Annotated in this window: 13 protein-coding genes; 6 read left to right on the top strand and 7 right to left on the bottom strand. The window is 47.6% G+C overall.

The genetic code is table 11. The features are described 5' to 3' along the window. Window positions 1–33: 33 nt before the first annotated feature. Together BMW79_RS20720 and BMW79_RS20725 are read right to left on the bottom strand one after the other, a co-directional pair. Entirely contained in the window at window positions 34–678 is a 645-nt protein-coding gene (locus BMW79_RS20720) for a hypothetical protein (protein ID WP_089897673.1), read from the bottom strand. A gap of 62 nt (window positions 679–740) precedes the next feature. Next, window positions 741–1,652: a sterol desaturase family protein gene (locus BMW79_RS20725; protein WP_089897675.1), complete on the bottom strand. Its 912-nt coding sequence runs from the start codon at window positions 1,650–1,652 to the stop codon at window positions 741–743. 157 nt (window positions 1,653–1,809) lie between these two features. On the opposite strand from BMW79_RS20725, the gene BMW79_RS20730 reads away from it, so the two are divergent. Genes BMW79_RS20730 through BMW79_RS20755 form a run of 6 tightly spaced genes read left to right on the top strand, consistent with a single transcriptional unit; the run spans window position 1,810 to window position 7,578 of the window. Then, entirely contained in the window at window positions 1,810–2,871 is a 1,062-nt protein-coding gene (locus BMW79_RS20730) for a tellurite resistance/C4-dicarboxylate transporter family protein (protein ID WP_089897677.1), read from the top strand. Between the two features lie 23 nt (window positions 2,872–2,894). Next, complete coding sequence (locus BMW79_RS20735) at window positions 2,895–3,959, top strand: MFS transporter (RefSeq protein ID WP_089897679.1); 1,065 nt, start codon at window positions 2,895–2,897, stop codon at window positions 3,957–3,959. A gap of 38 nt (window positions 3,960–3,997) precedes the next feature. Then, a complete protein-coding gene (locus BMW79_RS20740; RefSeq protein ID WP_089897681.1) occupies window positions 3,998–6,211 on the top strand; it encodes a molybdopterin oxidoreductase family protein in 2,214 nt (737 codons plus the stop codon). 11 nt (window positions 6,212–6,222) lie between these two features. Beyond that, complete coding sequence (locus tag BMW79_RS20745) at window positions 6,223–6,792, top strand: 4Fe-4S dicluster domain-containing protein (RefSeq protein ID WP_089897683.1); 570 nt, start codon at window positions 6,223–6,225, stop codon at window positions 6,790–6,792. A 10-nt stretch (window positions 6,793–6,802) separates the two neighbouring features. Continuing rightward, window positions 6,803–7,318: a Rieske (2Fe-2S) protein gene (locus tag BMW79_RS20750; protein WP_089897685.1), complete on the top strand. Its 516-nt coding sequence runs from the start codon at window positions 6,803–6,805 to the stop codon at window positions 7,316–7,318. Window positions 7,319–7,323: 5 nt separating this feature from the next. After that, window positions 7,324–7,578, top strand: coding sequence for a DUF6755 family protein (locus BMW79_RS20755; protein WP_089897687.1), 255 nt, complete (start codon window positions 7,324–7,326; stop codon window positions 7,576–7,578). Window positions 7,579–7,627: 49 nt separating this feature from the next. On the opposite strand, the gene BMW79_RS20760 is transcribed toward BMW79_RS20755, so the two are convergent. The 5 genes from BMW79_RS20760 to BMW79_RS20780 all read right to left on the bottom strand — a co-directional run bounded on the left by BMW79_RS20760 (window position 7,628) and on the right by BMW79_RS20780 (window position 14,857). Further along, window positions 7,628–9,157: a RagB/SusD family nutrient uptake outer membrane protein gene (locus BMW79_RS20760; RefSeq protein WP_089897690.1), complete on the bottom strand. Its 1,530-nt coding sequence runs from the start codon at window positions 9,155–9,157 to the stop codon at window positions 7,628–7,630. A gap of 19 nt (window positions 9,158–9,176) precedes the next feature. Further along, window positions 9,177–12,413: a SusC/RagA family TonB-linked outer membrane protein gene (locus tag BMW79_RS20765; protein WP_089897692.1), complete on the bottom strand. Its 3,237-nt coding sequence runs from the start codon at window positions 12,411–12,413 to the stop codon at window positions 9,177–9,179. A gap of 94 nt (window positions 12,414–12,507) precedes the next feature. Beyond that, window positions 12,508–13,524 (bottom strand): FecR family protein, encoded by a 1,017-nt coding sequence (locus BMW79_RS20770; RefSeq protein ID WP_177192266.1) that lies wholly within the window; start codon window positions 13,522–13,524, stop codon window positions 12,508–12,510. Window positions 13,525–13,616: 92 nt separating this feature from the next. Beyond that, window positions 13,617–14,150 carry an RNA polymerase sigma factor gene (locus BMW79_RS20775; protein ID WP_089897696.1) on the bottom strand — a complete coding sequence of 178 codons (534 nt, stop codon included), beginning with the start codon at window positions 14,148–14,150 and terminating at the stop codon, window positions 13,617–13,619. A 77-nt stretch (window positions 14,151–14,227) separates the two neighbouring features. Next, entirely contained in the window at window positions 14,228–14,857 is a 630-nt protein-coding gene (locus tag BMW79_RS20780; protein WP_089897698.1) for a hypothetical protein, read from the bottom strand. Window positions 14,858–14,897 lie beyond the last annotated feature (40 nt).

The following is a 14,897-nucleotide window of genomic DNA, read 5'->3' on the forward strand; positions in this document are numbered from 1 at the left end:
TCAGTTAGGTAAAGGAACATTGAAAATACAACATCATTCATAAAACCGGCTGAGTAAAACGTCGAAATCCACGCGCTCCGTTGCGAGGTGGCCGGGGCCACCGTATTTCTTCAGGTACTTCCATTTCTTTTCTGCTTCAATTTCCACGGGCGTTATTTTCGGGCTCAATACATGTATCTGCCGGGACACCAGTGCAGTGTAGTCTTCCTTATAAATTTCAAAAGTCAGGCAGGGAAAACCTTTCATGCCATGTCCATTATCCCAGAGGTATAAAACGTCTCCATCGCCATAAGCGATAAGGTAAAGATCCCCTTCATCTTCAAACTCGCGGCCTACCGCAATCTGTTGTGCATGAACAAGGGTTACTTCGAGGGTATTGGTGAGGAGCAATTGATTGAGTTGCCGGAGTCGTTTCCGTGCGCGCCGGCGGTCTTTATACGCTTCGTAGGGGCCAAATATCACAAATAAAAAACAGACTACGGCAAAGGTGCCGGATACAAAGGCCATAAAGCCGGTATGAAGTACATAAGCGAGATCTGCAAAAATTAAACCGGTGAAGAGTACAAGGATAATATGCGTAGCTCCGATACCGGTGCGTTTCTTATGAATGATTTTATTTTTCAGCTTGGTTAACAGGCGTATTTCATCTGCATACAGGGGCCGGGTTATCTGGTTCATGTAAGTTGGCAGAAAGTTTAGGTCGTCAAAAGATAGGGCATTTCCTGCTTCCTGCCAATCATTTAACTTTCCGCGATGGCACAGTTTTCTTCTTCTTTCAGTTGCCGTTGCAGATCCTTCGTTGTTTGCGACTGCCCGTCGTGGCTCCATCCCGGTGCATACAAAAGATATTTCAACTTATCCAGCAGTGAATCTGTCTTCTTCATGTCCTGTGAGATGGCTATGAATTCATGAAAAATGATGTTTACTGGTCCCCTGTTTTCCAGGTCTTTCACCAGGCCGTACTTCACCTTATCTTCCGCCAGTTCTTCCTGAAAGGTACCAAACATGCGGTCCCAGAGGATCAGCAGCATACCCATATTTTTATCCAGGTAACGGTGGTTACTGGCGTGATGTACGCGGTGGTGAGAAGGCGTTACAAAAATATATTCAATAACAGGATGCAGTTTACCGATGGTTTGTGTATGTACCAGGTTACCATAAATCTGCGTTACATAATACGCCAGCAGGATATCGATGGCACTGAAGCCTAACAGGCTCAGTGGCACAAAGAAAAACAGGCGGTACAAAGGTTCAAATACACTGGATCGGAAACCGGTGGTGAGGTTGAAATGCTCGGAAGAATGGTGTGTTACATGCACGGCCCAGAACAGACGGATGTAGTGTCCCGTGGCATGCAACAGCCAGTACAGGAAGTCCTGCAACAGCACGAGCACAGTCCAGTAAAGAAATACGTTCGAAATTTCTGTAAACCGGTAGTTGTGATAGCAATAGTCAAGCAACAGGAAGGTGCCGGATTTCATGATCACATTTACCAGGAAGTTGACGCTCATCAGGTAAATGGTGGTCAGCGTGTCCCTGGATTCGTAATGTTTACGGTCGTGTATATAACTAAAGTAGCATTCCAGGATACTTAACACAATGATGGTTCCGAATAAATACGTGATAGCCAGGCTTAAATGTGTCTCTGTCATAGGTGGTGGTGGTGTATACTAAAATGTGTTTCCGCTTATAAGACGGATGTGGATATCAAAACCCCTATCCGTCATTTAAAAAACATAGAAAGTGCAAAGAAAGCTGTTTTCCCCTACTTTTACAAGGTATAATCCATGCTTATTTAAAACCCTGATCATGTCTCAAACTCCGCTTGCACATCCTGGTCAGCCTGTTCATTCCACTTCGCTGGAAAACTTCTTTCCCGGCTATTTCGCGCTGGTAATGGCTACCGGCATCGTATCCATCGGTTTGTTCCTATGGCATTACGCCTGGCTGGCAGGACTGTTCCTGGGTATGAATGTATTGTTTTATATCGGACTTTGGGTCATACTGATCATGCGGATTGTCAGGTATCCTGTGATAGTATGGAACGACCTCCATCATTCGGCCAGGGGCGTCACTTTCCTTACCCTGGTAGCAGGCAACAATGTACTGGGCAGTCAGATTGCGATTATTACAGGCCGGATGGATGTGGCACTGGTGTTGTGGGTGGCAGGCTTTATCCTGTGGGGCCTGATCCTTTATACTTTTTTTCTGGTAAATATCCTGAAAGAACCCAAGCCTACCCTCGAACAGAGCATCAACGGCGCCTGGCTACTGATTGTGGTAGCAACCGAATCTGTAGCGGTACTGGGTGCTATTATAGCCAACAGCAGCGCCTATCATTGGCTGATTGCCTTCATTTCCCTTTGTTCCTACATGATCGGCGGAATGTTCTACTTTGTGCTGATTGGGCTGATTCTTTACCGCTGGCTGTTTTTCAGTATGAAGGCAGAAACGCTGACGCCTCCCTACTGGATCAATATGGGGGCGGTGGCGATTATTACACTGGCGGGTTCCCGCCTGGTCATGTATGCAGATGCGCACGAAGTATTGAGCCAGTGGTCCGGTTTTGTAAAAGCATTTACCATGTTCTTCTGGGCTTTTGCGAGCTGGTGGATTCCTTTGTTATTCCTCATGTTTGCCTACCGGCACTTTATTGCGCGGGTACCGTTGAAATATGATCCGCAGTATTGGTCCATGGTTTTCCCATTGGGGATGTACGGCGTGTGTACATTCACGTATGCCTCCATTACGGGCTTCACATTCCTTAAACCCATTTCGGCTTTATTTGTTATATTAGCTTTAGTCACGTGGATCATTGTATTTATCGGTTTATTCATTGACCTGTTTTCAGCAGGAAAGAAACAAGGATAGTAACATTGTAAAAACTGGCGACCATGCAATTTTCTCTCAACAGAAAAGCGGCCCTGATTGCGTTTTTTGTCACACTGGCCTGTGTGGTGATTTCATTTTACGGGTCCAGGAAACTGCAGAACTTCGACCCTGCCCTGATCGCCTACCTGTTTGGGACCCTTTTCGCCTTATTCGGTGGTGTGTACCGTTATTGTGTATGGCTGCAAAGGCCTCCTACCTGGATGTACTTCAAACGTACCTGGCAATTTGTTTTCACCGGCAGCTTCTTTACCCACGCGTGGTTTATGACGGTGGATGCGGTGAAGAACCTTTTGTTCCAGCGGTTCATTTACCCCAGAGGAAAAAAGAGATGGCTCGCTCATTTTATGCTGGCCTCCGGTTGTATGGCAGCATTTGCCATCACCATTCCCCTCACGCTGGGTTGGATCAATTTTACACTGGACCCTGGCACTGCATTGGACCCCGGCGCCACCAACCTGTACTACGCCAATTTCTTTGGCTTCCGGGTGATGGGATTTAAACTGGGTTCGCCCCTGGCATTTCTCATCTTTCATGCATTAACCTGGTGCTCCTGGGCAGTAATAGCGGGTGCTGTTATTTTTTTAGTGAGAAGACTCACCAATGCGGGACTTATAGCGTCGCAGACTTTTGAAGGAGACCTGCTTCCCCTTATTTTGCTGATCATTATTTCGGTGACAGGCCTTGGACTGAATTTCAGTTATGCCTTTATGAAAGGTATTGCATATGATTTCATGTCCGTTACCCATGCCATTTCGGTAATCCTCTTCCTGGTATGGATTCCGTTTGGCAAATTCTTTCATATCATTCAACGCCCGGCACAGATCGGCGCACATATCTACAAGAAAGAAGGTCAGAAAAAAGGCATGGCGGTTTGCCCTTATACAAAACAGGCATTCACCACACAGCTGCATGTAGACGACCTCAAAACCGTTACCAAACAGGTAGGATTCGATTTCACACTGGAAGACGGCACCTCCCATCTCGATTATAGCCCGGAAGGGAAACGTGACCTGCTGGCCCTCGCGCATCTAAAAGCCAGGCAGGAAGGAGGTTCATTTTTTGGATAACTACCGGAAGCATTTCCGGGAAATAAAATACGACCAGCATGGCTAAACTACCCGCATCTCCAGAGAAGCTCATCTCGGATTTTGGTCCGCATTTAAACTATGCCCCGCAAGAAGGCTATCCCGGCCGTGATGAACCGGATGCCTCCGTGAAAACCCATTGTTGCTTCTGCGGTATGCAATGCGGGATCCAACTCCTCGTAAAAAATAATAAAGTAGTTGGCTTTGAACCCTGGATGGAATTCCCTTTCAACGAAGGACGGCTATGCCCTAAAGGCATTCAGCGGTACCTGCAGGACAATCATCCCGACCGCCTGCTGGAACCTCTGCAGCGGGTGGAAGGCGAAGGATTCAAGCCCGTATCTTGGGATAAAGCGATGGACCGCGTTACCTCGGAGATACAGCGGATCCAGGACGCCTATGGCAAAGATGCGTTTGCCGTTTTATCCGGTGTATCCCTCACCAACGAAAAAAGTTATCTCATGGGTAAATTTGCCCGTGTAGCCATCAAAACAAGTAACCTCGATTATAACGGCCGGCTCTGCATGGTGAGTGCCGGCGCCGGCAATAAAAAAGCATTCGGGCTAGACCGCACCTCCAATACCTACGCCGACCTGGAACATGCAGAAGTAATTATTGTGGCCGGCGCCAATGTCAGCGAAACTTTCCCCACACTCACGCACTGGCTCTGGCGCGCCCGCGACAACGGCGCCAAACTGATCGTCATAGATCCCAGAGTTATTCCACTCGCAAGAACGGCCGATATCCATTTACCCGTAAAGCCCGGTACCGATTCGGCGCTCTATGGCGCCATGCTGAAATACCTGGGCGACCACGATATGCTGGACCATGATTTTATCAACAACCATACTACCGGTTTTGAAGAAACCCTGTCGGCAGTACAGGATTACACACTGGAATGGGCGGCTGCCACTACCGGTATTGAAATAGAAAAAATCAGGCAGGCCGCAGAACTCTGGGGCAAAGCAAAAACAAGTTTTCTTTTACACGCACGGGGTATAGAACATCATTCCAAAGGGGTAGACAATGTACTGGGCTGCATCAACCTGGTGCTGGCTACCGGCCGCATTGGGCGGCCCTATTGCGGTTACGGCACCATTACCGGGCAGGGCAACGGGCAAGGCGGACGGGAACAGGGACATAAATGTGACCAGCTCCCCGGCAACCGCGACATTACCAATCCGGAACACCGCGCCTATGTAGCCGGTGTATGGGGCATCCCCGAATCTGAGCTACCCGGAAAAGGCCTCACCGCCTGGGAACTGATTGAAGCCATCCACCGGGGAGAGGTAAAGGGTTTGTTGTCGATCTGCTTTAACCCGCTGGTATCGTTACCCAACAATAATTACGTGCGGGAAGCACTGGAGAAACTGGAGTTCTATGTAGCGATTGATTTCTTTCTCAGTGAAACAGCCAGGCATGCCGATATTGTGCTGGCCGGCTCCCTCCACGAAGAAGAAGAAGGAACCGTGACCACCGCGGAAGGCAGAGTGGTTCGTATACGCAGGGCCGTTACCCCTCCGGGAAATGCTCGCGCAGATACGGCCATCATCCTGGAACTGGCAGCACGGCTCGGCGCAAAGGATAAGTTTACCTACGCCGATTCGGAAGCCATTTTCAACGAACTACGTGTGGCCTCCAAAGGCGGCACCGCCGATTACTTTGGCATCACCTATAAAAAGATAGAAGATAACATGGGTGTGTTCTGGCCCTGCCCCAGCGAAGATCATCCGGGCACACCCCGGCTATGGGAAGACAAAAAGTTTGCTACACCGGATGGAAAAGCACATTTCAACCCCGTGAAATTTAAAGAACCTTCCGAGGTAACAGATGCCGAATTCCCGGTAGTATTAACAACGGGACGAGTAGTTTCACAATACCTCAGCGGTTCGCAAACGCGGCGTATTGGCAAGCTAGTGAACCTGATCCCGGAACCGTTGCTGGAAATACATCCGGCATTGGCATCTACCTATAATATCCGGCAAAGGGAAATGGTGCGGGTAACCACCCGCAGGGGAACAGCAGAATTTCCGGCAAACATTGTAGAAACCATCCGGAAGGACACCGTGTTTATTCCTTATCACTGGCCCGGAAAAAAATCTGCCAATCAGCTCACCATCGGCACTTTGGACCCGATATCGAAAATACCGGAATTCAAAGTGTGCGCCTGCAGGCTAACGCCGCTGGGCGTTATCTCAACACCCGGTGAAACACACGCATTCGACAGCATCTAAAAAAGCATACAATGGAAGTAACTGCGTATAAAACAAACATGGAATTCTTCGTAGACATGCAGCGCTGCATTGGCTGTAAAGCCTGTGAAATGGCCTGCGCAGAATGCGAAACCAATGGACAGGAAAGCATGATCCATGTAAATTATGTGGAACGTGCGGTAACCATTCAAACAACCGTGCAGGTATGCATGCATTGTGATGATCCGGTATGCGCCAAGGTATGTCCGGCAGATGCTATTGCAAAAGATGATTTTGGCGTAGTACAAAGCGCCAATACCGCGCGTTGCATCGGCTGTTCCAATTGCGTGATGGCCTGTCCTTTTGGGGTACCCAAAAAAGAAGAAAAGTACGACATGATGATGAAATGCAACATGTGCTACGACCGCACCAGCGCCGGGAAAAAGCCCATGTGCGCCACCGTATGCCCCAGTCAGGCGCTCTTCTACGGCACCCGGGAAGAGATCAACCGTATGCGGCCCAACAGCACACCGGTGAATACGTTTATTTTCGGTCAGCAGGTAGTAACCACCAAAGTAAATATCATGATGCCCAAAGGCAGCACCCAATTAAAAGTACATTAAACTGAAAGATATGTCTGATCAATCAAACCAGGATCCTCACTGGAAAGAGGATTTCCCCGTTGAAAGAACAGAGGCGACAAAGGTCAGCCGCCGCGACTTTGCCAGGTTTCTCTGCCTGGTATCCGGCGGACTGGCAGTAGGCAGCGGCTATGTGGCGGTAAAGGCTAATTTCTTTCCTCCGGAGAAAGTACAGGGAGAGCATTTTATCTGTAAGGCAGATAGTGTTCCTACCGGAGGCACCCGTTCTTTTGTATTGGCCGGCAGTGATATCCCTTATATTCTTGTCAAACTGGAAACAGGTCACTGGCGCGCTTATGAGCAGAAATGTACGCATCTCTCCTGCGCTGTTTATTATAAACCCGGCAGCAGTCAGATTGTATGCCCCTGCCATGAGGGATTTTTTGACGCCATGACCGGCGAGGTAATCGCCGGCCCGCCACCCAGACCACTCCCCGCTCTGGAAGTGGTGGTAAAAGGAGAAGATATTTATGTGAGAGCCGGTGGTACTGAACTGGCTAAAAAATAAATGCGATGAGTAATTTCAAAGACGCCCAGAATAAAGCACATCCGAATAAATCCAACACGCTGATGTCGGCGCTGATTGTTATCCTTATTTTAAACGTCGGCATACAGATCTGGCTCCTGTATACCGGTTTGAACAATGCGCTGGAGGACAACAAAGATATTGCCCTGCCGGCATTCATTGCCTCTGCAGTGTTGTTCCTGATCAGCTTCTGCTGGTTGTATTTTCTACCGATGGGATACAAAAAAACGGGCAAAAAATAAACGCTGTCTTTCAACAGCGTTTATCCGTTAACGTTTATAACAATGTCTCTTATTTATAACCTTTGTTCTGTTGAATCACCCCATTGCTCTGGTTAATCACACTTCTTGGAATAGGATACAGTATTTTATCATCATCGGCCACCACAGAGCCATCGTCTTTCGCGCGTTTGATGTAAAGTCCCCACCTGATCAGGTCATCACGGCGTACGCCTTCTCCCCATAATTCAAATAAGCGCTCATCCTGGATGGCTTTCCTGAACTGAACCTGGTTCAATGAACCGGGTGTAAAGGGCGTCAGGCCGGCGCGTTGATGCACATCATTCAACAACGTATATGCTTCGGCGTTTGGAACTCCGTTCTTTTCATTGATAGCTTCTGCCAGCAATAATTCCACATCTGCATACCGGAATGCCACATAATTGATACCGCTTACAGAAGGATCTGACATAGCCGGGTCCATTCCCATTTTAACCGGTATGGCACCTATATCGCCCCTGGCGCGGGTATCTACATAGATCACATTGCCGTTATTATCTTTGCCGGTAGTATATGTTTGTAAAAGCACGCTTAAGCGGTTGTCTTTTTTATCAAACTTGTCATATGTTTTCCAGGGCATACGGTAACCACCCCAACCAGACAGCGTGATACCACGGCTTACATCATAATAATCGGATGGCAGGGCATGTGCAAGCCAGTCGTTCGAAAACTGATCACTGCTGGCAGAACAGATCACCGGCAGAATAATTTCCGTATTGCCACTTTGCGCTTTCACATTAAAATTATCCGCGTAATTATCGATCAGGCTGAATCCCATCGCTTTCACCTTTTCACCGGCCACGATGGCATCGTCCCACCTCTTTTCCTGCATGTATAATTTCAGCAGGCTGGTGTAACAGGCGGCTTTAGAAAAGCGGCCATAGTTTTCTTTATCAAATTTATCCGGCAGCACGGCAATAGCTTCGGTAAAATCTTTTATGATGCCGTTTATCATCTCCTCTTTTGAAGGACGCGGCAAAGGCGGTGTAGCGAGATTATCGATCTGGGAAGCATCCAGTCGTACCGGAACGGGACCATAGTACAGGTAAAGGATCTGGGAGAAATAGGCACGCAGGGCTTTCAGCTCCGCAATGTATCTTCCTTTCAGCGTTTCGTCCATTTTGATGCCCTGTATTTTGGACATATTCACGGTAATCTGGGAAACATACTGCATCAGCTGCGTATAATGTGATGTTACCACGGCAAAATCAGGGGTAAAATCCAGCGCATGCAACCTGGCCCAGCTACCGTTATCATCCCAGTAGCACACCATTTCATCGGTGGTTTGTGCCGCCTGTGTTCTGAAGGAGTAATTGGTAGATGCCCAGCCGCGACCACCATTCGGTGTTTCATACAGGCCCGTGTACATCGCATCCGTAGCGGCTTTAGCGTCATTGGCGGTTTTGAAGAAGTTATCGCCGGATAAACTGCCATAGGTAACATTATCGAGTTTCTTCTCACAGGAAGCCAAAGTTCCCATGGCTCCTGCTGCAAGTAGTATCGTGCACCAGTTTTTTATCCTCTTTGCATATAATATGTTCATATCGTTTTTTTTCAGGTGATTACAAGGTTACGTTTACGCCGAATACAACACTTTTACTCAATGGGTAGAAATTGTCGAGCGTCAGCTCAGGATCCAGTCCGGGGTAAGAAGTAATCGTAAATGGATTCTGTACATCCAGTGATAATCTCAATCCGGAAATGGTGTGTTGCGACTGGAAGAATGAAGCCGGGAACGAATATCCGAGGGTAATATTTCTGCAACGCAGGTAGCTGGCGTCTAAGATATAGTAGCTGGAATAGTTCTGGTAGCTGGCATAACGGGAATCAGACAAACCGGTAGGGAAATCGCCAGTGGGATTTTTGAATGTCCATCTGTCTTTGCTCACCGGCATGGTATTCCAGCCGTAGGTTTCCATGTTTGCCTGCAGGTTGGCGATCCGGTAGTAATCAGTATAGTAGGGACTTCTGGCCTTCTTTATCATGCCGGAGAAGTAGATATTCAGGTCAAAGTTTTTATAGGTGAAGGTATTGCCGAAACCGAAATTGAACTTAGGATCGAGGTTAGCCAGGAGCGTCTGATCGGCCGCAGTGAGCAAACCATCGGGGCCGGACAGGTTTCCTTTGTCATCAAAGCCATGGATATCTTTGATGATGATGCCACCGGGCAACATGCCAGGCATGAGTGCGGGTGCAGATCCAAACTGTCCTTTGAAAAGACCATCCGCTACATAGCCGTAGGCGCCGTTGAACAGTGCATTTTTACCGGAGGCATCTTTCCATTTGTCCAGCGTAGCCAGACTTTGCGGAGAGCGTTTTACCCAGTAGTTGAGGTAATGGGAGAAGTTTATATTGGAAGACCAGCTAAAGCCGCCCTTTCTCCCGATAATATTCTTTGATTGCAGGCCTATTTCGTAACCGGTAGATTTGGTGGTGCCGGAGTTACCATACACGCCGCTCACGGTAAAGTCGGAAGGGAAAGGCATCCAGGCAATGAGGTTGCGGATATTCTTATTGAAATAATCTACCGAGCCGGTAATTCTGCTGCGCAGGATACCAAAATCGACGCCTGCATTAAACTCTCCGGCTGTTTCCCAGGTAAGATTTGGATTGGCGGCCTGTTTCAGGAAAATTGCCGTAGAAGAAGCGGCGTTTTCACCAAACCAGGGATTACCTCTGGTACCATATATTTCAAAGGCGGTAGCAGGGAAATTACTGTTACCTGTTTCGCCATAACCGGCTCTCAGTTTCAGGAAGTCAACCACCGCGTTATTTTTCAGGAACTGTTCCTCAGAAATCAGCCAGCTACCGGAAATGGCGGGGAAGATGCCCCATTTTTTATTCGTTGCGAAGCGGGAAGCGCCATCACGGCGTACAGAGGCGGTGAGGGTATATTTATCGTCCAGCTGATAGATAGCACGGCCAAAGTAAGACGCCCAGATATCCTGCGTTTTGTAGGTACCTACCACAGGTTTGGCGCCGGCGCCGCTGTTCAGATCATACCAGGAAACTATGTCGGAAACAAACTGCTGGTTACCGGCATTCATATTTTCGAAATCGTTCAGCATGTACGAGTAGCCTGCCAATGCCTGCAAGGTTTGCCTTTTCCCAAAGGAATGGGTATAGTTCAGGGTATATTCCAGCAATTTGGAAGTACTCACGCTGCTGGCTACACTGGCCAGACCGCCTACTTTAGCGCCATAATAAAAAGTAGTGGGCAGGAAATTGGTTCGCTTTACATTCGACTGGTCGTAGCTGAAATTAGCTTTGGCCGTTAACCCTTTAATAATTTCCCAGGTACCGTATGCGTTCGACAACAGGCGCTGTGTTTTGGTCTGGTCTTCCACTGTTTCATACGACAATGGGTTGGGAATATTGGCATACATCGGGTTAGCTGTATAACTGCCATCCGGGCCATAGAAAGGCAGATTGGCAGGGAAATACATCGCGGCAGTAACAATACCACCTGCTTCATTCTGACCGCCGGTAATGGTATTGTTTGAAATGGAATTGGACCCGATGAGGTTCACGCCTACTTTTACTTTGTCAGAAATTACCTGGTCGAGATTTACGCGGCCATTGTATCTTTTGAATCCTGAATTCAGCAATACGCCTTTCTGATCGAAATAGTTTCCCGAAACAAAATAAGATGTTTTGCCATTGCCACCGGACATGGAGATATTGTGCTGCTGCGTATATCCCTGGCGGGTAATCGCATCCATCGCGCTCTGGTACTGCGGTGTGGTGTCTATCTGTGCCTGCGTGAAAATGGGTTTGTAAGGAGTGGCTACACTGGCGGCATCCACGGTACCATAATAGGGCGCTACTTTGTTATTTTTCATCCACACTTCCTGGTGTAACAGGTTACGCTGTTCCATGTAATCCTTTGTATTCAGCACTTCGTACATCTTAGCCACCTGTTGTGCGCCATAACTGCCGGTATACTGAATACTGGGCTTACCGCTTTTACCTCTGCGGGTGGTAACGAGGATCACACCGCCTCCTGCTCTTACGCCATAGATGGCGGCGGAGCTGGCATCTTTGAGGAACTCAATGGACTCAATATCATTGGGGTTGATGAAGTTAAGCGGCGACTGCCTGGCGCCTGCACTGCCATACCTGGCGCCGCTGAGCGCTTTCGGACCATCTACGGGTAATGCGGCATCTACCGGTACACCATCGATAACGTACAAAGCGCCCGCATTGGCAAAGGACGGATTACTCCTTAGCTGCACCGTTACATTGGCACCCGGTTGACCGGTACCCTGTATTACCTGCACGCCTGTAGCCTTTCCCTGCAAAGTTTGCTGAAAGCTGGAAGCCACGCTCATATTGAGATCGGCGGCCTTCACGGAAGCGATGGCGCCGGTTAGGTTTTTCTGTTTTACCGCACCGTAACCGATTACTACCACATCGTTCAGTTGAGTGGAGCTACTTTTGAGCTTAATGGCAACAGAGATAGTTTCGCCGCTTTTTATGGTGAAACCGGAAACCGTTTGTGGTTCAAAGCTGATCATCGACACCTGGAAGCTGTAAGAGCCATCTTCCGGTAAGTTATTAAAGTGGAACAATCCTACAGAATCGGTTTGTACGCCGGCGGTAAAGCCGGTTTTTGCATTCCTGGCCACCACTGTGGCGCCTGCCAGCACCTCTCCTTTTTCATCTCTCACCAATCCTTTTACAATACTTTTCTTTTGCGCAAAAGCAGCGACGGTAGTGCATAGCAGGAAACATAGCACCAGTAGTACATGGGCATAGCGCCGCAATTTGCCAGGGAGGCAAATAGTCGTTTTTAACATAGCGTTGTTTTGTTTATCAGGAATAAATCATCGTTCACGCATGAGTATCATCCACCTCAAACGGGTGGTGCTCATGTATGTTTGGTTGGAATTACTATTTAATTATGTAGCCGCCATTTTTCATCGGTTCCACCTTTAGATTATTCAGTTGACCTATTGTTTGTAAAATATTCTTTAATGAATCTGTTTTTTCAAATTTCCCGACAAAATAAAGATCGTTCAGTTGTGTTTTATTATAGATAACCGGTACGCCGTACATCTGCGACAACTGGTCGAATACCGTTGCCAGTGAGGCTTTATTAAACATATACCAGTTGCCCACGGCATCATTGCGCTCCCGCAGATACGTTTCGTTTACAGGTATTATTTTGCGGATCATACTGGCTGTCATCAGTTGTTTATTATACCGCAGCTCTTCACCGGGACTCAGGAAATAATTTCCTTTCAGTGTAGTGGTGCTATCGGCTGCCCTCACCACCACTTTCCCCTCCAGCAGTTTTACCCGGATGGTATTATCTGCCTGAAACGCCTCTACCCGGAAAGTGGTACCCAATACGGTGGTAGCCAATACTCCACTATATACGGTGAACGGCTTCTTATCATTTTTTGTCACCGTGAATACCGCTGCTCCTGTCAGAAAAACCGGCCGGCTGTTACCAAACGGTTCTTCGTAATCCAGCACAGATGCGGGCGACAGCGCCACCCGGGAACTATCCGGCAAAACGAGCTGCATTGCTGTTTCAGAGGTATTTTCAATACGATGATGCGTTGCCTTGTGCTCCACTATCTTTTTGTCATGGGTGGTGTTGTTTATCCATACCATATACCCCGCGCCCAACAGCAATGCAACAGATGCTGCTACTGCTGTGCGTTTGAGCCATATCAGCCTTCCTCCCGGTTGTTCCTTCCTTTGCTGGATCTCTTCCCAGGCATTATCCCAGAAAGAAGCCGGTAAGACTTTAGTGGCCCTCACCTCCTCCCATTCGGCTTCGCTGAGATACTCGTTCAGTACATCAGGATTGCTTTTCAGATAATCGCTCACCACTGCTGCTTCTGCCGGTGTACAACGTTTATCAAAAAATTTAGCTAATAGTTCGCTGGTTATATTCATGGCGTCATAATGGCCCATTACTAATAAATACGTGGCAAACACGGAAACTCCTACCCCCCTCTGAAATATTTTTCAAAAAGGCGAAAAGCCCGTCAGGAGACCAGTAACAGGCAGATAAGGGTAAAAAGAAAAAACTTTTTTAATTGTTTGAGGGCTTTGGCCAGGTGATTATCTACTGCTTTTACGGAGATGGATAACTGTTCTGCTACCTCTTTGTAAGAATAACCGTGCAAACGGTGCAATACAAACACATTTTTCCGGGTGGCCGGCATACGGGCCAGCGCCTGTTGTAAACTCTGTTGCTCTTCCACTCCCGGCAGCTGTGATGGCTCCTCAGCGCTGTCATCGGCTGTAGCAGCTACTTTCGCCAATTTCGACTGGCTCCGGAGATAATCAATAAATACTGTACGGGCAATGCTGAAAAGGTGCTGGTCCAGGTTGTACTTTTCTGAAAGGGATGTACGATACTGCCAGAGCTTCAGAAAGGTGGTTTGCAGGAGATCTTTGGCGTCTTCTTCTGATTTTGTCTTTTTCAGAAAGTAAAAATATACTTTCTCATGCCGCTGTATCCAGGCATGATTAAATGACAATTCGTCCCCGCGTTTTATGGCTGATATTAACTCCAAAGTGGTTTAAAAATACACTGTTTCACCATAGCATGCAAAATAAATCTGGACGAAAGGATGGCCCCTGATGCAGCCTGCTAGGATAATCTTACAAAATCAAACTGTTCTGCAATCAGGTAATCGTCGTCCAGCAAAAGTACTTTCAGGGCTTTTTTATCTTTCTCCGGCGAATCGGGATCCCGGTAAAGAGGTTGGAGACGCGAGGGAAGAATAGAATAATTCATCTTATGTTTCAATAAACAGGAAGCATAACTCATTAATAGTTCTTTGGGACCTTTTGCCAGCAGTCCCGAACCCACCTTCAATAATCCGGTAATGTTGTATCCTGTATTCATAAATTTTTCGAACGGATAATAATTACCAAAATTATACTTATGCACCTGATACAACGCTGCAAACAATGCAGTAGTATCGGCAGCGGTTCCGTTAAAATAAAGTTCACAGGTTATATCTGTATAAGGCCACAAGAGGGCATGCTTTTCTTCACATCGTATATCAAAATAATGAGCAAAAGAAAATGCACCGGCCAGGTAACCGGCTATTTCCAACTGCCAGGATTGTGTGAAACCATGCTCCACATAAGGGCCAACTACCTGAATCTCCAGTTGGATCAGAATATTCTCACCCACCCGCTCAGAACGGATCACCCGGTAAGTGATATCATCTTCATAGTCGGCATGCAGCTTTAATAACTCCAGTGGTAACAAGTTTTTTTTACAATAATAACATATCCTTTTATGTCCACTG

Origin of the sequence: Chitinophaga arvensicola (assembly GCF_900110835.1) — a bacterium.
Lineage (GTDB): Bacteria > Bacteroidota > Bacteroidia > Chitinophagales > Chitinophagaceae > Chitinophaga > Chitinophaga arvensicola.